Below are 18,115 nucleotides of genomic sequence, written 5' to 3'. Positions count from 1 at the left end.
ACTGCCGGGTGCTTTGTTTGGCGGCGTTTTGGTGGCTTTTACCTGAGAGGTGGTGTGGCCGGAAGCTCCCATATAGATTCCTTAGTCGGCGCCATAAGCTGACAAGGATTGGTAGGGGAGCTTTGGGGTGTTGTGCCTGGGGCCAGTTTCGCCGTTTCGCCCACAGTATGGATCACCTGGTGTGGCTCCAATGATGATAATCGTAGGAGAGTCTCGGCGATGCTGATTTCGAAAGCTCCACTTCCCACCTGCGGTCTCCTGATTGCTTGGAATTATTTGGAAGCGAATCGGTATGGGAGCTTTTAACTTGCCGCGGGTTCTGGAACGCTAACGAACAAGCATCATCACACCATCATATAAATAGGATAAAATTATATCTATATTACCATTTGTCGCATTTGGTTATAGCTGAAAGCAATAAAAAGGAAGACACCATGAAATAGGGGGTATCTTCCTTATTATTGGTTATTACGCATTCAGAATTTCTTATGCGTTTGGACGTTTCCCGTGGTTAGCTTTCTTCTTACGACGATCTTTGCGCTTACGGCCACGCTGGCTCATGTGTGCTCCTTATTTTAAGTGAAAGTGTTCAACAGCTGTCCACTTTACTTGGTGGCAGTAGTTGCGCGGAAATCCCAGGGATTTTGCTCGCTAACTGAAGTTGAGTCGAGGAATATGAGGAATAAAACGATGACGATGGGGTTAGGGGGTTAGATGCTGATACGGGCGCGGCCGCGACCGCGATTCTTGCGCCGCTTTAAGGCGCGCCGCTCGTCTTCGCTCATGCCACCCCATACGCCGGCATCCTGGCCGGTTTCCAAGGCCCAGGCTAAGCACTGGGAGGTGACGGGGCAGCGGTTACATACTTTCTTTGCCGCGGCTACCTGAGCGAGGGCGGGGCCAGAATTTCCCACAGGGAAAAACAGCTCGGGGTCTTCATCACGGCAAACAGCCTTGTGGCGCCAATCCATGGGAACTCCTTTATATCTAATAATCTCGTTACAAGTTGCTGAACCATTCCGTGGTCACCGTGAAGCTAATGGTCGCGGTTGTGAAGACGCGTTCTGTCGAATAGAAGTCGGCGAACCCTGGGCACCAAGGTTGCATCCTGCCTATAAATTCATGCCATAGGGCGTGAGACGACTTTTATTAACATCATGGTTACACGGAACTTAACGAGCTTTAACCTTAGCCCGTTTATTTATCCTCGAACGATATTGTCATGTCTTACTTCAAAAGGCTAGGGTTTTTTACCAAAATGTGTCAAGGTTCACAAATATATATTCTTGTTACTGGCGGTAAATTGATGTTTTTGTTGCAAGGATTAGTTTTAGTGAACCTGCTAAGTGGTTTTGTGCTGCGGAAATGTATTTTTGTTGCAAAGTATGTCAAAAAAAGATTCGTCAAATCTCACTCTCGCAACCGGTCATATCTATTTTGCTATTTTGCGTGAAACTGGGCCAATAAACACTGTTTAATCCGTTTTTAGTCTACATAATCCTTAAATTTATCTATGGGTCAACCTGAGGAAAATCTAATGTTCCGTCAAGGTTATAGAGTCTCTTTCGGCTTGAAATATTTGCTACCTACTCCAAAAAAGAACATGTTCGGGGGTATTTTCCGGGGGTAATAGGAGGATTGCGCGGTTGAAGCCTTGGATTTTCGATAAGCGAAAGTAATAGAAAAGCCGGTGGAGACTCGCTACACTGATACCGTGACTGCGGAAAAACTACGCCCACCAGCAGTTGTGCGGTGGGCAGCCATCATTGCCATTATCCAATCAGCTATTGGCCTGGGGTTCGCCATCATACTCATTGTGCGCGAGGCTACCGGCCAGACCGATCCCAATTTGGTCTATGAAAGTGCTCATGCGAATCGGTGGGTAGGTTATGGTACCGCTGTATTTTTCATCATCATTTTTGGTGCGGTTGCTGCCGGTGCCGTGATGATGTTTACCGCGCGGCGTTGGGGTCGGGGCCCGGTCATTATGCTGGAATTATTCCTGCTCGTGGCAGCCGTGTACATGTTTAATGCCCAACAATATTCGCTGGCTTTAACTACTGCCACGTCGGCGCTTCTTGGCTTGGGGCTGTTATTTAACCCACGAGCAATATCGTGGGCAGCCCAACACTATTAAGCCAATGCCACTAGAAAGGCAGTAAACCTACTAACTCATTCCCCCGTTTTTCGATAATTGTATTTCCCGTAAACCCTAAGGATACCGGTCCGGAATACCCATTCCGGTCAACAGAAATTTTTCGAATAACTTTTCCAGTATCCCAATCCGCTACATTCAGACCAGATTCCGTAGGATAGATCAGCTGCTCGGACAGGGCTATCCCCGTGCCTATGGCATCGTCAAACTCTTGGGACACCGTCATCGTGCTAGGCAAAAACAGGTAGAGCCGTTTACCATCAAACCACGTCATATTATGTGGTAGATCAGCTACCTGCGCCCCAAAGACACCCTTGTGATCATGCACCAATGGGGATTCCGAAACCGCATGTTCATGCGTCATTTGCCCCTTGGTGTTGTAAGTCATAATGCTGGAGCGTTCGGGTGAATACAGCGCCACCGCGCTTTCGCCAATCGCTACGATTTCATTTCCGGTGCCGGGGAGTGCAATATCGGAAGAAATTTCGGGCTTTCGGGATTCTTCTGGTGTGGTTTTTTGCAGTCGAACATATTCGTATGTGTTGTCTTCACCGGGGCAAGCCTCTACCACAGCTAACAGTTCTTGGCGGGTCAAAGCTGAAGAAATCTCACATTCCTCGTGAGGCTGTTGTGCGGGTTCCGCTTTGGCGGGAACGTCACCATATTCCACGGTGCGCACGAGGTCGCTGCGCCATAATTCCACCCGTTCCTGGGATACAATGCCTACCCGATCATTCGAACTAATAGGAACAACATCCGTGGATGCTAGTGATGATCGAGTGGAGTGGTAGGTGCCACTAGTGGAATTAATAGACACGACATCACCACACCCAACTCCCGTTCGGAAATCCGCCACTATCGTGTTCCAGGCTTTACTGAGTGAGCACAACGGCACATCCCTGGTATAGGTCCACACCACGGCACCATTGGATGCATCCAGGGCCTGGATTGTGGTGCTATCATCACCCTGATTTGTAGAAATCACCAGCCCATTGAGCGCTAACGGGGCGTGATTAATGCTGTCGGCAGGAGCCCGCCACGCTTCATGGTAGGTTTCGCCGATCAACGGGATTTGGGCGCCCTCGGTGTAGTCGGTGTTTGCCACGGTCAGGGTGGAATTTCTAATCGGTGCGGTGAGGAACACCCCTAACACCCCGAGGATGGCGACAGTGGCGATGACACCACAAGCAATCCAATCGCGGCGGCTACGCTGCAGAACAGGGGTGAGAGGCGTAGCCACTGCCTTTGCCTTTGGCGTTATGGCTTCGGATGATTGCGGTGGTATGGAATCATTGGATAGAACCTCGGTCGGCATCGGTGTCATTACCTCCTGGTGGTGCGGGAATTACCACGGGAATTATTGTGGGAATGGTTATTATACGACCGGGATCCGTGAGTACGACGGGAATCACCAGAACGCTGGTTTCGACCGCTCTGGGCGCCTCGTGCATTGCGGGCACCTCGCGGTTTAGCTAAACCGGCCCCAGGGCCGAGCCCGTAAACACGCTTGCTCGCCCCGATTGTATCCGTTGCGTCTTCAGGAATGTCGAGGGCGCTAAATAATTCTGGAGAAGTGCTAAACCATGGTGGTGGTTCGGGGTTATCTAATTGCAGCTCATCATTAATAATTCGCCATTTTTGCAGCTCATCATAACCAACTAACGTGACCGCTGTTCCGGAATGGCCAGCTCTACCGGTGCGTCCGATGCGATGGACATAGGTCATTGGGTCATCCGGGGTCTGAAAATTAATCACATGAGTCACATCATCAACATCAATGCCGCGGGCGGCGACATCAGTGGCCACCAAGATGTCAACCCGATTGGCCCGGAATGCATTCAGGGACGTTTCCCGGGCTGCCTGACCCAGATCCCCATGCACCGCCCCCACGGAAAACCCTCGCTTTGCCAAGTCGGTGGCAAGATCAGCGGCACTGCGCTTTGTTCGGGCAAAAATAATGGTTTTTCCCCGATTATTGGCTTGAAGAATCTTGGCACATGTCGCCTTTTTATCCAAGTGATGCGACTGGAATACCACCTGATTAGTGGTGGTATGCGTCTGCGGTGCATCCACATTTTCCGCCCGAATATGCACTGGCTGGTGCAAGAACTCCCGCGCCAACGTCAACACCGGCCCCGGCATGGTCGCGGAAAACAGCATGGTCTGATGTCGATGTGTCAGTGCTGCCAGCAGCTTTTCGACGTCCGGAAAGAAGCCTAAATCCAACATTTCATCAGCCTCATCCAACACGAGGATAGCCACATGATCGAGACGCAATATTCCCCGCTTATGCAGGTCCAAGAGCCTCCCAGGGGTGCCGACCACGACATCTACACCGTCGTCAAGCACAGCTCGTTGCTCGTCGATAGGGCGGCCACCATATACAGTGGTTACGCGAATGGGGGTAAACATGGCGGCTTTGGTCAGATCAGTGCTGACCTGGATCGCTAACTCCCGAGTGGGGGTAACCACAAGGGCACGGGGGGTGCCATCTAATTCCGCAATATCAGCAGCATCAAAAACCCTATCTAGCAGGGGAATTCCGAAACCATAGGTTTTTCCCATGCCAGTGCGTGCCTGGCCGATAATATCCCGGCCATCAAGCGCAATGGGTAGTGTTTGTTCTTGGATAGCGAAGGTATGAATAATCCCTTGTTGCGCCAGCGCATTGGTGATTTCTATCGCCACTCCGAGCTCGAAAAATGTGGGCTGATCTTTGTTGGAAGACACCTTCACAAGTCTAGCCGAAACAGATAAATATTCAGTGTCACACTTGATTCTGCAATAAATAACCGGTAAAAATTAGGGATTACATGCGCATATACTAGTAACAAATGTTCTTTTATTGAGGTTATCTAAATTTTTTAGACTCTATATTGGTATGGGTATTCAAGACTTTTACCGCGTGAGTCTAAAATAAGGTGCGTTTAAAATTATTAAAACGTGTGTGCTGTTGCCATCATAGGCATAAGACACACAATAACCATAAAATAATCTCACCATAATCAGGAGAAATAACATGGATATCAAAATTGGTTTTTCCGATTCCCCTAGGGAATTGGTCATCACCTCTACAGAATCCCGCGAGCTTATGTCCACTAAAATCGCGGCGGCTCTCAATAACAGTAAGGGGGTACTGGAACTAGAGGACGACAAAGGCAGTCGATACCTCGTGCGCAATGAGCGTATCGCCTATGTTGAAATCGGCTCTGCCACCACCCGTCAGGTTGGGTTTGCTGGGGCCTAACGGCTCAACCAACCTCAAAGGCGCATCCATTTTACGGGTGCGTCGACCCGCACGTTCTACCGTGTCCACTACCTTACCTGCTATTTCCCATGTTATCCCGCAAGAATTAGGCACCCAGCTGTGAATACACGAAACCAATTCGACGACGACGCTGATTACGATCATTACGACGACTACACCGGCTACGAGTACGACCAGTACGGTAACTATGACGACAATCGTTATGGTGATGGCCACTACAACAATGGTCATTATGGTGGCGAACAGTATGAAGACAGAGCGTATGTCGCTACTCAGGCACGGCGAGATAACGGTGACGACAGGACGCGTCCTAGGCAGCAGGGTCGACACGGGCAATCCGGGGTGGCGAATCCCATGAATCATGCCGCGCCAGGAAGGTCTTCCCGACGTGGCGCCACCACATCAGAACGATCGTCATCAAATGGTGCTGCCCCGGGCCGAATGCCGCGGGGTCAGCGTGCCAATAACTCTAGGCCTAATTCTGCGGGGACTCTTGGGCAACGTCTGAAGAACAGTTCGATCATTCAGGTGATTAAAAAATTCGTGTCAGCCTATGGTTGGCGAGCTTACGCAATCCCGCTATTGACGATCGTTACTGCTTGGGTACTCATTGATGTTGCCTCTTCATCAAGCAGTCAGGAACAGCTCGATACAGTTGGTCGAGCTGTGGCAACCCAAACAGCTAAACCCACAGGGAAGGAAGGACCCGATCCAGCGAAAACTCCCTTCCCAAAGCTGCCGCCTACGGAATTGCCGGCCGGCGGAAACTTCACCCTGACTGGGGACGGTACCTATCGGGTTGTGGGTACTCCTGGGGCGCAGTCCGGTGAAGGAAAGAAGAAAACCTTCAAATATGTGATCGAGGTGGAAAACGGGGTAGACACGGCGGCCTATGGTGGTGATGATGCCTTCGCCACCATGGTTGATGCCACCTTGACTAATGTGAAAGGCTGGACTCATGACAAGGATTTTCGCTTCGAACACATTTCTGAAACATCGGATTTAAAGCCGGATTTACGGATCCAACTGACCAGCGTAGAGACCACCCATAAAAACTGTGGCACCGATATTGCCATGGAAACATCATGTTTCTCCTCCGAAGGGAATCGGGTGGTGATTAACGAGTCCCGATGGGTGCGGGGCGCCACCACGTTCCAGGGAGATTTGGGCAGCTATCGGCAATACCTACTTAACCATGAGGTGGGTCACGGAATTGGGTATGCCAACCACGAGCCCTGTGGGGGCCAAGGGAAACCGGCACCAATCATGATGCAACAGACCCTGAGCGTGAGCAATACGGAGCTTTATAAGATCGACTCGCAAGAGGTGTACAAGGACGATGGCCTGGTGTGCGTGACCAATCCCTGGCCATACCCGCAACAATAATGGTTCCGCTACGGCACGCCATGCATGAAAGCTCCACTTCTGCCTCCGCATCTTTATGAAGTCCTCGTCGACTCTGATTGCTCGGCAGAAGTGGAGCTTTCGGTCGGGGCGGGATGGGCGGTATGCCATTGGCCCAGGACATAACAGGACATAACGAGGGATCGCCGAGACAGCTCATGCATTCTCCACGGTTTTTCGGGGGCCAAGAGTTTTCCAAAGCTCCACTTCCAACTCAGACAAGAGATTCCGGGGCCTTCCGGTACGAAATCGGAGCTTTGACGCTAATAAAAGGCCTGCGTCGATGCCTCTGGTTGGCGATTTTGGCAAGAAACCCATGAAGCCCGCAGGGTGAAAGCTCCACTTTTGGACGATGCTGTAGGTCTATGACCAGATTGCGGTGGAAGTGGAGCTTTCACCTTTACCGCCGGGTTACCGCTTAGCCAATGCCGCAGCTACTACCACCATGACCCGTCACCAGCTAGGCACTTACCGGCGCATTCACCAGCCACTGCATGATCGCTGGACGGCTAGCATTCACCACATCGCCTTATTCCTTCATCAGATTCGGGTTCGAACATTGGAAGACCCGCAAAACTGTCAACCGATGGGTTTACGCTAGGGCATCATGAGCCCAACTTCATAACCCACAAATATGGCGACCATATTTTTATAGCGAAAACCCTCATTCCTGTGTCGCCAACCAGAACTTCTTTCCGACATTGCGCTGCTAAAGCCGGGTTTTTATGGTACTGGGCCTTATGCTTACACCATGACATACAACGATCATCACCCTCACCCTCCCCAACCCCTAACACCACACACACGACCCCAATTAGAACTCATCACCAATACCAATTACCGTGAACCGCAACACCAAACACCTGGGGTATCAACCTGCAGTGGAGCAGCGCACGGCGGTTTCCTCTCCCGCGATCCCGCAGCATTGCCCGATCATGTTCGTGATTCCTTTCATGTGGACGCTACCTCTTCGGCAAAACGACTGGGATCGCCCTGGGATTATGGTTGGTTAGTACAAAATATAGTGTTAATCCCGGTCATCCACCCGGATCGTGCCGCCTGGTCATCGCGGTTACGGGAAAACCTGAAGGTTGATGGGGTACGCATCGTAGCCCCGGTGCGCACTACCGATGGTCGATTTATCAATGCTGGGTGGCGGGCATCCGTTTTCGTGCCGGGAGAATTAGGGTGGCGGGGGGACGAAACCATTGCGGCAGCCCTGCGGCTAGACAAGGCGCTGGCTCAAATAACTATTCCTGACAGCTTTCACCTGATTGATCGGAAGGACATATTTTCAGTAGCAGATCATGCGGCCTGGCGGGAGGAACATGATCTAGTGGTGTTAGACCCCAAAGACCCAACCCATGAGACGGTGGCGGAATGGATGCCACAGATTCGTAAACTGATGCAACCCCTGGTAGACATCAATAATAATGCGCTGCCGAATCAGGTAACACACGCGGACATGTTTGCCACCACGGTATATGCCGGGGATCGCATGCCGGCGGTAACCGATGTGGTGGGGGTAGCCCACCCTTATGGCTATACGGCAGCACTGGCATTGGTTGATGCGTTACTGATGAACGTGGTAGATGTGAGTGTGATTGAACGATTCCGACACGTGGCGGCATTGGAACAGCTCATATTGCGAGGACTGCTTTACCGACTCTATGTTCATGCCCTACACCCCGGTGCCTCTTCGAACTCAGGTACTAATCTAGGTCTGGTGTGCCACACCATCATGGCATACATGTCGCAACGACATGGCACAATCTAAAGTTATGACTTCCCCTGACCTCACCGACCCCACGCACTCTTCCACAGACCAAGCCGCCGAGTCCCAGCCGCCAATCCCGGGAAAAATGGAAACCCCCAAACTCACGGTTCGGCTGGTGCGTCGCCACGCCGAGAATCCGCGCCGGGATTGGGATAATGACCTTTACCACGCGGAACGCGGCACATGGCGGTTGACCGGACCAGCCGGTTCCGGGGTTACTAGCTTGTTATTGGATACGGTTGCGCGTCGAATTGAGGCAGGGGAGGACCCGGAACGGATTCTCATTGTGGCGGCGTCGAAGCAGGCCGCATCGCGGTTACGTAGAGGCATTGTGGCGCGCGTCGCTACCTCACACTATAAATCGGCTGGCACCATGGTCCGGTCGGTGCACTCCCTGGCTTTCGCCCTGCTTCGGCGCATGCGGGACGAGAAACTCCGGCTGATTACCGGCGCTGAGCAGGATGCCGTGATTCGGGAATTACTTCAAGGCCATAGCGAGCTCACCGGGGAGGGACAGCAAGAGCAGGGGCCTCAGGTGCCGATCACTATCTGGCCGGAGGAGTGCCGGGACGGCATCGTCATGGTGGGGTTCGCCCGGGGGTTGCGTGACTTTCTGCTGCGGACCGTGGAACGCGGGCTTGGCCCTGAAGACCTCGAACGCTTGGGGGAGGAACATCATCGACCAATGTGGGTGGCTGCGGGCAAGTTCCTCCGGGAATACGAGCAGGTTATGTCCCTGGGCGGCACGCATTCCTTGAGTGCTTCGGAACTCGTATCCATGGCCTTGGAACACGACGTACCGCCGGAGATTTCCTATTCCACCGTGATTGTGGATGACGCGCAGCACCTTGACCCCAAGTCCGCGGAACTCGTGGCTCGCTTCATAGACCAGGCAAATTTCGCGGTGATCGCCGGCGACCCTGACCAGTCGGTATTCCGATTCCGTGGCGCCCGACCTCAATTTTTACAGCACCACCCGGTGGATCATGAGCTGCGGTTACACACGTCGTACCGGGTACAGGCTCGCCCCGGCGCGCCCGGTGTGCACTTCCACCGGGCTGATTCGACCGGAAACATGTTCGAATTTGTTGCGGATCGGATTCGGCGCGCCCGCCTGATTGATGATGTGCAGTGGCGGGACATCGCCGTGGTTGTGCGGTCTGTGGGCATGATTACCCCGATTCGCCGCGCGCTTCTGGCCGCCGGGGTTCCGGTACACATCGACCCGACGGATATCGTGCTCAGCCAGCAACGCATCGTATCCGCCCTGATTTTGGCGGTGCGTGCAGTTCACCACGGTTTGACGCTGGCCGAGTTGGAAGAGCTTGCGCTGGGCCCTATCGGCGGCGCCGATGCTGTTACCTTACGACGCCTGTTGCGGGGGTTGCGTCAGGTGGAGCTTCGGCGCACCGGTGCCGTGGCTGCTGCGTTTCAGACGCCTACCCGCCGATCCCTGGAAGTCCTATCCGAACTGGTGCTCGAACCCGAGCCGGATCCCGGTTTGGTCGCCGAGGTGGAGCAGGTCCTCACGGATCGGGAGCAGGATATTTTAGGCCGCATTCGCCAGGTTATCGCCGCAGGCAGGCAAGGCGGCAGCGTGGAGGAAGTGTTGTGGGAGATCTGGTCTGCCACCAACCTGGATAAGCACTTGTCGGCGGTGAGCATGCGTGGTGGTGCCGCCGGCTCCCAAGCCGATCGTGACTTGGATGCGGTCATGGCGCTTTTCGACGCCGCAGGCGACTGGGTGGAGCGTCGACCTAATTCCACTATTGATGCGTTTATCACCCACATCGAGGAGCAGGAATTGCCCACTGGTGTGCGAGATCGGCGACTGGTGGTCCCGGATGCGGTCAACATTGTGACGGCCCACGCTACTAGTGGTCAGGAGTGGCATACTGTGATTATTTGTGGGGTGCAGGAGGACAGTTGGCCGTCGTTAAGCGAAACGGGCACGCTGTTTGGTCAGGAAGAACTGGTCGACCTTATTGACGACGGCATTGCGCCCGGCACCACCATTGCGCGGGTAACGGAACAGCTGCGGGAGGAGCGGCGGCTGTTTCACATGGCAACAAGTCGGGCCACGAACACGCTCATTATCACTGCTGTCGACGACCCGGATGCCGCCGAGCCGCAGGAGCCGTCCCGGTTTGTGCGGGACTATATGCAACCAGATTCCCCCGAGGATCCATGGGAGCCGCAGGAGCGCGTGGTTGGGGAGCAACAGATCGATGTGGATAATCCGCTCACCTATACCCGGCTGTTGTCCGCGCCTGCGATTGTAGCGGAGTTGCGGCGTGTGGTCACCAACCCTGATGAGACGCAGCGAGCTCGAAACCAGGCTGCTCGGCAGTTGGCCCGCCTCGCCGAGGCTGGTGTCCCCGGCGCCCATCCGGATCAGTGGTGGGGGATTGCCGGCCCTAGCACCACAAGGTCGTTGCCGGTGAGTTCGTTATCGCCGTCGAGGATTGAGGCGGGTATGGCGTGCCCGCTGCGGGCGACTATGTCCCGAATCTTCACGGAGGAAGAACTCGTCTTCCCGTTATTGCGAGGTAGGCTATTGCACGCTTTCGCCGAGGCTGTGGCGTTAAACGTTGATTCGGATGTGGCCAGGCTAAAGATTATGGATGCCTACCAGGAGATCCTCGCAGCCCCAATCTGGTTGCGATCCCATCGGCTCGACACGTGGCGTACCGTGTTGGATCGCACCAAAATGTGGATCGAGACTCACCGGCACATATTCGAACAGGTGGGTGTGGAGGTAGAGGCTGAAGTCACCATTGCCGAAGGCATGAAGCTGAGAGGCCGCATTGACCGTCTGGAAAAAACCATGGATGGCGACTATCACATCGTTGATTTCAAATCGGGGACCAATCACCCCTCGGAAAAAACGATAGCCGATCATATCCAGTTACTCACTTACCAGTTGATCCTGCACCATGGTGTTTTCGACGGCACAAAGATTCGAACTGCCCGCTCCACAGAGTCGGGCATGACCGTTGACGGTGCTACCCTGGTCTACCCGGAAAAGGACACCAAAAATATTTGGTCCATCACCCAGGCCGCGAAAACCGAGGAGCAGCTGGCCGAGTTTGAAGACCAACTTCCCGACTTACTGCAGGCATTACGGGGACCAGAGTTGCAGGCGCAACGAAACCCACGGTGTGCTACCTGCAAGCTGAAACCTATTTGCCCCGTTTTCGATACCGGGAAATGGACGACCGAACCCACCACCAACGTGTCATAGGCCAGTGATACCCTTGGTTTCGTGCTCATTGATCCCATCGAACTCTCCAGGCTGCTGGGGCAAAAATACCCCCCGACGGAGCAACAAGCGACCGTAATACAAGCCGATCTTGGCCCCATGCTGGTGGTGGCCGGTGCCGGCGCTGGTAAAACCGAAACCATGGCGGCCCGGGTGGTGTGGCTTGTGGCCAATGGCCTCATAAACCCCGACCAAGTGTTGGGCCTCACCTTCACCCGGAAGGCCGCGCAGCAGCTGGGGAAGCGCATCAATGATCGGCTGGGGCAGCTTGCTGGTATCCCCGACATTGCAGCGCTTGATCCTTCGGGACGGCTCGCTAATCGACTGCGTTCCGCAGGCCCTACGACGTCCACCTATGACGCATTTGCGGGGAAGCTTGTTGGGGAATTTGGGCTGTTGTTGCCGGTGGAACCCAGCTCCCGCATCATCAGCCAGACCGAACTGTACCGTATTGCCGTCCAGGTGGTGAATGAGTATGAGGGTGAATTGTCCATGCGGCACACAACCGGTCACGTCGTCGATACGCTACTCACGCTCACCGCGGAGCTTGACAACCATATGGTGGACGAGCGGGAACTCAAAATCGAAAGCCTGCTATTCGCACAATTGTGCGAGGAATTGCCACCGGCGAAACGACAACGGAAAAAACCCAACCAAAAAATCCTGGGATGGCAAGAAACCCAATTTCACCGCATCGAGTTGCTGCCGCTGGTCACCAAGCTGAAGGATCGGCTCAAGGACGAAAACCTTGTCACCTTTGGGGAGCAAATGTCCCTTGCCGCCCGGCTTGCCGTGGAAAACCCCAGCGTCGGCAAGGTGCTGCGAAACCGCTACAAGGTTGTTATGTTGGACGAATACCAGGACACCAGCCACGCCCAACGAATGCTTCTCCGCAGTTTATTCGCCGGGGGCGCGGTGACCGCTGTGGGGGACCCCATGCAATCAATTTATGGTTGGCGAGGCGCTACCGCGGCGAACCTCAACCGGTTCGTTACCGACTTCGCTATCGATCCTCAAGAGCCTGCGGTGAAAAACGAGCTGACCATCAGTTTCCGCAACCCACCCGAGGTGTTGCATCTCGCCAACGCGGTTGCGACGACTGTACTTGGTGCCCCGAGCGACCCAAACCGACCCGTGCAACCGCTGAGCTCACCACCGTCCGCGGTGGCAGGTGACATCCAACTCGGGTACTTTCCCACGATTGCCGACGAGCGGGAATTCGTCGCCGACACCCTGGCCGAACTTTACAACAACCGTGATACCGCCAAGCCGTTTACTGCCGCCGTTCTTGTGCGGCAAAACGCTCACACGGGTCCCATCGCCAAAGAGTTTCAACGCCGCGGCATCCCCTATGAAATCGTGGGCATCAATGGTCTTCTCGATGTTCCCGAAGTCGCCGACATGGTGGCAGTAGCAACAATGCTGATTCGCCCCACCGATTCCGCCGCGGCCCTACGCATCCTTGGAGGTCCGGCCGTGGGCTTGGGCGTGCGGGACATACAGGCGCTTGCCCGCCGCGCCGGGGAACTATCCGGTCGGGCCACCAGCGGGAAGGCCACGGATTCTGTGGACCCGGCCGTCAAGTTGGGGGAGGAAATCGCCGAGGTCCTTGCCGCGGATGCCGAAAACATTGTGGGGCTCACGGATGCCATTGCCGATTTGGGGGAGCCGGAAAAATATAGTGAGGAAGGGTATCGGCGTTTGGGCCGATTGAGTTCCCAATTACGCAGGCTGCGGCAGACTGTTGCCGCTGGCAGTAGCCTCCCGGATCTTTTTGCCGAAATTGAGCGGGTCATGGGGATTCGCACCGAGGTGTTGAGTCGGGAAAACCCACGTCTCGATGGCGCGGTGGGGACCATTCATTTGGACAAGTTACATCAGGAGGTGGCGAATTTTGCCACCATCCCTAATACCACGTTGTCGCAGCTTCTTGACTATTTCACGGAGGCTCGGTGTCAGGAATCCGGCCTGGAATTGGGCGAGGTGCAGGTGCGGAATGATAGGGTGCAGATCCTCACCGTGCATAAGGCGAAAGGCCTGGAATGGAATACTGTGTGTGTGCTGCACGCCAACAATAGGGATTACGACAAGACGCGGGCGAGTACATGGTTGACGAATCCGGCCATGGTGCCGTCGACGTTGCGGGGTGATGCCGCAGAGTCGGGGGATACGGTGGGGTCCCCGGTGCTAGACACATCGTGGCTGGAAAACCGGGCGCAATTAGAGGCCGAGTGCGCAGCCCACATAGAAGAGTTTCGGCAGTCGTTGTCAGAGGAAAGCACCCGCTTATTTTATGTGGCTGTTACCCGGGCGGCTCAGCGGCTCATTGTGACCGCTTCCGCGTTGGATGATAATGAGCGTGACACCGAGCCGTGCAGCAATTTTTTGTTGATAAAGCGGAATGCATCGACGGACAGCATCGTGGCATGGCACGATCCGGCTGAGGCTGCTGCCACGGATACCAGTGATGAGCCGAGTGAGGTGCAACAATCGCCCACCGGGATGTTTCCGAAACCCACCAAAACCGTTGACCTGCTCACTGGGGCGGATTTGGTGCGGAAGGCGATAGCACAGCAGTCGGTGGGTGATCCCATAGCGTTCAACCAGGACAATGACTTGTTTCAGCTGTGGGAGAAGGATGTGACCGCGCTCATTGAGGAATATCAGCGGTTGCAATCAGACATTGTGGAAGTGGAATTATCTCCCGAGCTTACGGCCACGGATATTGTGGCGTTGAAGCAAAACCCAGAGCAGTTTGCCCGTCGGCAGCGTCGTCCGGTGCCGTTTAAACCCAATCGGTATGCGAAGCGTGGCACCGAGTTTCACAGTTGGTTGGAACAACGATTTGGGGCACCAACGCTTCTTGATGAGTCGGAATTACCTGGCATGGATGAAGAAATCACACCAGGCCAGCTTCAAGAGTTGAAAGACAAGTTTGTGGCGGGCCAGTTTGCCGACCGCACCCCCATGTTTGTCGAGCAACCCTTCGAGGTGTCAATTGATGGGATTGTGATCCGGGGCCGCATGGATGCCGTGTTCCGTGATGAATCTGGTTGGCATATTGTTGACTGGAAGACGGGACAATTACCCAGCCGGGCCGATATGCGGTATTTGATGATGCAGTTGGCGGTGTACCGGATTGCCTGGGCGCAATTACAGGGGATTGATCCAGATGAGATTCACGCCTCGTTTTATTATGTGCGTTACGACAAGCTGTCCAGTGCCGATAATTTGCCCAGCGAGCGGGAAATTGCGGAAACGCTGCGATTAGCGGCACAGCCTATTGAGTGATTGAGTATCAGGCGGGGTCCCGGCGGCGCGGTGCCTGGGTCACGTGGGGTTATCTATGCTCTTAGTGGGGTGGTGTTCTTCACTTGGTCAAAGCCTGGTTAGGTAGACCCCACACGGGCAAAAGCTCCACTTTGGAAACATGATAGTGCCATCTGGCTACCATCCTGTTGGAAGTGGAGCTTTGACCACTTTGATCATCTCCGCTACCAAGGCAGTTACGGAGGGGTATGAAATGATGCGTGACGGGGATTCGGATCAGCATGGAAAGCCATGGGCGGAGTGAGTACCGGTGTTGACTTTTCAAGCTCCACTTCTCTTTTCTGCATCTGGTTGGTCTTTGTGCTTAGTGCGGCGCGATGCGGAAGTGGAGCTTTTGCCCGCGGGCACTGATTTGGGTCAATAGAAATCCGGTAGATTTGCGGTCAAATCGGGCTTTTCCCAAAACCCTTCGTGCCGATTTTATGGCGAAGATACGCCAAGGCGCGTAATGGGTTTCGGTGGCCTTCACACCCACGAGATGGTTGTGGGTGTCAAGTAAGGTACTTGCGGGATAATCCCGAAAAAAATGAGTTTCTAGGTGAATCGGATCCAAATGACCATCATGCAGATGATACCTGCCGATACTGCAGACAAGAGAAGCAGGGATCGTTGCTTGTCTTTCACCGTTTCCGCATCACCAGACGACATTGCTTTTTGTCCTAGCGTAAGCAGTGATGCCATCACGACGAATTTGATGAGATATGCCCAGTAAGGAACATGATCATTTCCAAACAGGGCAGAATCAATGGTGAACATTGTTGATAGCAATAAGATCCAGACTACTTTATAGACTTTTGACTTTTCCATGATGGAAGACCTCAATCGTGAAATCGTTAGTTATTTCGGTTGTTACCAGCGCATTCCCTGCGGTATGGTGGCCAATAGTCGCCAGCATCTTGGACTAGTGGTGCCCCAGGCGGCGAACTATTTTCATCAGACTTAAGATTGATAAAACCTTGATGGCTTCTTTTCCTGATTAATTTGCTAGAACCACATCTTTTCCTTAGTTTTAACAGTGCGAACGTTGTTGTTATCGCTAAAATGTATTGATAGAATCTCTTGCCTGTTGATTTTCTGGCCCCTAATGTTGGGGTATGATTAGTAAATTTTCTTGCGGTATGGAAATCGGCAATAACCAATAGGCATGGAAATATTATCTTTCATATTTTCGTATTTATAAACGTAGAGTACTATTTGATCCCTCATTTGCTCACACGATTCGTGCAAGTTTTTAGAGAAATCAAAACCTGATTTAAAATTGCTTCCAATTATATAGGTTGATTTTCACAAAAGATACCAAGGGGGTAAAGCCATGAAAAACAACCCGCATTCAATAGGTTCACGCCATATAAACAAAATGACTCAGGTCAAGAACACATATCTCTGATATCTAGGCCATTCGATACGGCTTACATATGTAAAAAATAGCGGTGAATAGACCAGCGAATGTGCGTCAAGAATCTGTGTTACTGCAGTACTGCTACTGTGCTGGTATTGCGGTTATGAGCTCAAGTCAAGCTCCCACTCACAATGTGCTAAAGCTCCACTATTAATGCGCGAGTTACGTTGAAACCAGCTCAGCTATTTTCCGTTTTGGGAAGTGGAGCTTTGGGCCTGTCATCGTCGGGCTACTGTCAGGTTACCGTCAACTGGCCGTCAAATAGACGTCGTGGTCATAGGCATAATTATAGGAATAATCATGGTTAGCCATGTGATTTGTGTGATACCAAGAATGAGTTTTGGGGCTTCTGGGAAACCGGTCGAAACAGACTATCCTGAAGCATTATGGTGTTCATGGTTCATAAGGACGTCCGAGGAGCAGAGCGTTATGCCGAGTAGGTATCCCCCCGACCGTTCGGGTCGGTTGAGTAATGAAGCCAGTAACCCTGATATTCCCCAGCATGCATTAATCAATATCATCCGAATTCCAGTGAACGTTCAGGTCAGCCCCATTGAGCTGATTGTGCGTCGCGTGGGGATCGCATTGGTACTCATCATCATGGTGGCATTGGTTGCCTATATGGAGAAAGATGGTTACTCCGAAAAACTATCATTTATTGATGCGTTGTATTACGCTGGCGTGACGCTATCAACTACGGGTTATGGCGATATTGTGCCGGTGACGCAGCTAGCTCGGTTGATTAACCTGTTTGTGGTCACACCGTTGCGGTTAGGATTCGTGATTCTACTGGTCGGTACCACACTATCGGTGTTGACCGAAGAATCCCGTAAGGCATGGCAGATTCAACATTGGAGGAAGAGAATGCGTAATCATACGATCATTATTGGTTACGGCACGAAAGGCAGGTCTGCGGTGGCGGCATTATTGGCTGATGGCACGTCACCGAAAGATATCGTGGTCGTTGACAAAGATTCCCGTGTGTTGGAGGTGGCCGAGGCGCAGGGCTTGGTCACGGTGAATGGTTCGGGAACCCAGTCGAATATTCTGAAACTTGCCGGAGTGGGTAAGGCAAAAGCCGTGGTGGTTGCACCAAGCATCGATGACACAGCAGTGCTAGTCACCTTGTCGGTTCGGGAACTAGCGCCGAGCGCATGGATTGTGGTGAGCGTGCGGGAGTCAGAAAACCAACACTTATTGGAGCAGTCGGGGGCGGATTCCGTGGTGATTTCATCGGAGACCGCCGGCCGCATGCTGGGGTTGGCGACAGTAACACCATCGGTGGTGGAAATGATGGAGGATTTATTGTCGCCCGACGAAGGCTTTTCCATTGCGGAGCGGCCCATCGCCGACGATGAGGTGGGGGCGAACCCCCGCCATCTGGCGGATATTGTCCTGGGGGTGGTGCGCTCTGGCGAGCTTTACCGCATCGATTCGTTAGAGGCAGAGACGGTAGAGCCAGGGGATCGGCTGCTGTATGTCCGCCGCGTGTTTAGCGACGACACAGAGGATGACTAGTC

At 53.4% G+C, this 18,115-nt stretch carries 12 protein-coding genes; 7 read left to right on the top strand and 5 right to left on the bottom strand.

What is annotated here, in order from left to right:
• Positions 1-486: 486 nt before the first annotated feature.
• A complete protein-coding gene (locus HBA49_RS13250; RefSeq protein WP_370443781.1) occupies positions 487-561 on the bottom strand; it encodes a 50S ribosomal protein bL37 in 75 nt (24 codons plus the stop codon).
• Between the two features lie 149 nt (positions 562-710).
• The gene (locus HBA49_RS08950) at positions 711-971 is read right to left on the bottom strand and encodes a WhiB family transcriptional regulator (protein WP_005520092.1); all 261 of its coding nucleotides are present in this window, start codon (positions 969-971) and stop codon (positions 711-713) included.
• A 719-nt stretch (positions 972-1,690) separates the two neighbouring features.
• Between HBA49_RS08950 and HBA49_RS08945 the strand changes: the two genes are divergently transcribed.
• On the top strand, positions 1,691-2,137 hold the full coding sequence (locus HBA49_RS08945; RefSeq protein WP_005524508.1) for a hypothetical protein: 447 nt from the start codon (positions 1,691-1,693) through the stop codon (positions 2,135-2,137).
• A gap of 10 nt (positions 2,138-2,147) precedes the next feature.
• Here the strand turns inward: HBA49_RS08945 and HBA49_RS08940 are convergent, their stop codons facing one another.
• Both HBA49_RS08940 and HBA49_RS08935 read right to left on the bottom strand, forming a co-directional pair.
• Complete coding sequence (locus HBA49_RS08940; protein ID WP_040431522.1) at positions 2,148-3,395, bottom strand: Rv3212 family protein; 1,248 nt, start codon at positions 3,393-3,395, stop codon at positions 2,148-2,150.
• An 83-nt stretch (positions 3,396-3,478) separates the two neighbouring features.
• A complete protein-coding gene (locus HBA49_RS08935) occupies positions 3,479-4,885 on the bottom strand; it encodes a DEAD/DEAH box helicase (RefSeq protein WP_370443779.1) in 1,407 nt (468 codons plus the stop codon).
• A gap of 289 nt (positions 4,886-5,174) precedes the next feature.
• Here HBA49_RS08935 and HBA49_RS08930 point away from each other — a divergent pair, with 289 nt between their 5' ends.
• From HBA49_RS08930 to HBA49_RS08910, 5 genes are all read left to right on the top strand, one after another.
• Entirely contained in the window at positions 5,175-5,402 is a 228-nt protein-coding gene (locus HBA49_RS08930) for a DUF3107 domain-containing protein (RefSeq protein WP_005524022.1), read from the top strand.
• Between the two features lie 462 nt (positions 5,403-5,864).
• Positions 5,865-6,809 carry a DUF3152 domain-containing protein gene (locus HBA49_RS08925; RefSeq protein ID WP_225866111.1) on the top strand — a complete coding sequence of 315 codons (945 nt, stop codon included), beginning with the start codon at positions 5,865-5,867 and terminating at the stop codon, positions 6,807-6,809.
• A 943-nt stretch (positions 6,810-7,752) separates the two neighbouring features.
• Entirely contained in the window at positions 7,753-8,604 is an 852-nt protein-coding gene (locus HBA49_RS08920; RefSeq protein ID WP_034995101.1) for a TIGR02569 family protein, read from the top strand.
• A gap of 4 nt (positions 8,605-8,608) precedes the next feature.
• Positions 8,609-11,848: an ATP-dependent DNA helicase gene (locus HBA49_RS08915; RefSeq protein WP_005524316.1), complete on the top strand. Its 3,240-nt coding sequence runs from the start codon at positions 8,609-8,611 to the stop codon at positions 11,846-11,848.
• Between the two features lie 21 nt (positions 11,849-11,869).
• Entirely contained in the window at positions 11,870-15,157 is a 3,288-nt protein-coding gene (locus tag HBA49_RS08910) for an ATP-dependent helicase (RefSeq protein ID WP_005523883.1), read from the top strand.
• 573 nt (positions 15,158-15,730) lie between these two features.
• Here the strand turns inward: HBA49_RS08910 and HBA49_RS08905 are convergent.
• Positions 15,731-16,003, bottom strand: coding sequence for a hypothetical protein (locus HBA49_RS08905; RefSeq protein ID WP_005520106.1), 273 nt, complete (start codon positions 16,001-16,003; stop codon positions 15,731-15,733).
• 1,021 nt (positions 16,004-17,024) lie between these two features.
• Between HBA49_RS08905 and HBA49_RS08900 the strand changes: the two genes are divergently transcribed.
• Positions 17,025-18,113, top strand: a complete 1,089-nt coding sequence (locus tag HBA49_RS08900) for a potassium channel family protein (RefSeq protein WP_005524525.1) — start codon at positions 17,025-17,027, stop codon at positions 18,111-18,113.
• The last annotated feature ends 2 nt before the right edge of the window (positions 18,114-18,115 follow it).

Origin of the sequence: Corynebacterium matruchotii (assembly GCF_011612265.2) — a bacterium.
Lineage (GTDB): Bacteria > Actinomycetota > Actinomycetes > Mycobacteriales > Mycobacteriaceae > Corynebacterium > Corynebacterium matruchotii.
Note: the sequence above shows the minus strand (reverse complement) of the source record. Positions and strands in the feature narration are given on the sequence as shown.

Bases quoted from the DNA above. Each gene is read 5' to 3' on its own strand.
- HBA49_RS08950 (WP_005520092.1), bottom strand. From the start codon at position 971: ATGGATTGGCGCCACAAGGCTGTTTGCCGTGATGAAGACCCCGAGCTG.
- HBA49_RS08930 (WP_005524022.1), top strand. From the start codon at position 5,175: ATGGATATCAAAATTGGTTTTTCCGATTCCCCTAGGGAATTGGTCATC.
- HBA49_RS08925 (WP_225866111.1), top strand. From the start codon at position 5,865: ATGCCGCGGGGTCAGCGTGCCAATAACTCTAGGCCTAATTCTGCGGGG.
- HBA49_RS08915 (WP_005524316.1), top strand. From the start codon at position 8,609: ATGACTTCCCCTGACCTCACCGACCCCACGCACTCTTCCACAGACCAA.
- HBA49_RS08905 (WP_005520106.1), bottom strand. From the start codon at position 16,003: ATGGAAAAGTCAAAAGTCTATAAAGTAGTCTGGATCTTATTGCTATCA.
- HBA49_RS08900 (WP_005524525.1), top strand. From the start codon at position 17,025: ATGCCGAGTAGGTATCCCCCCGACCGTTCGGGTCGGTTGAGTAATGAA.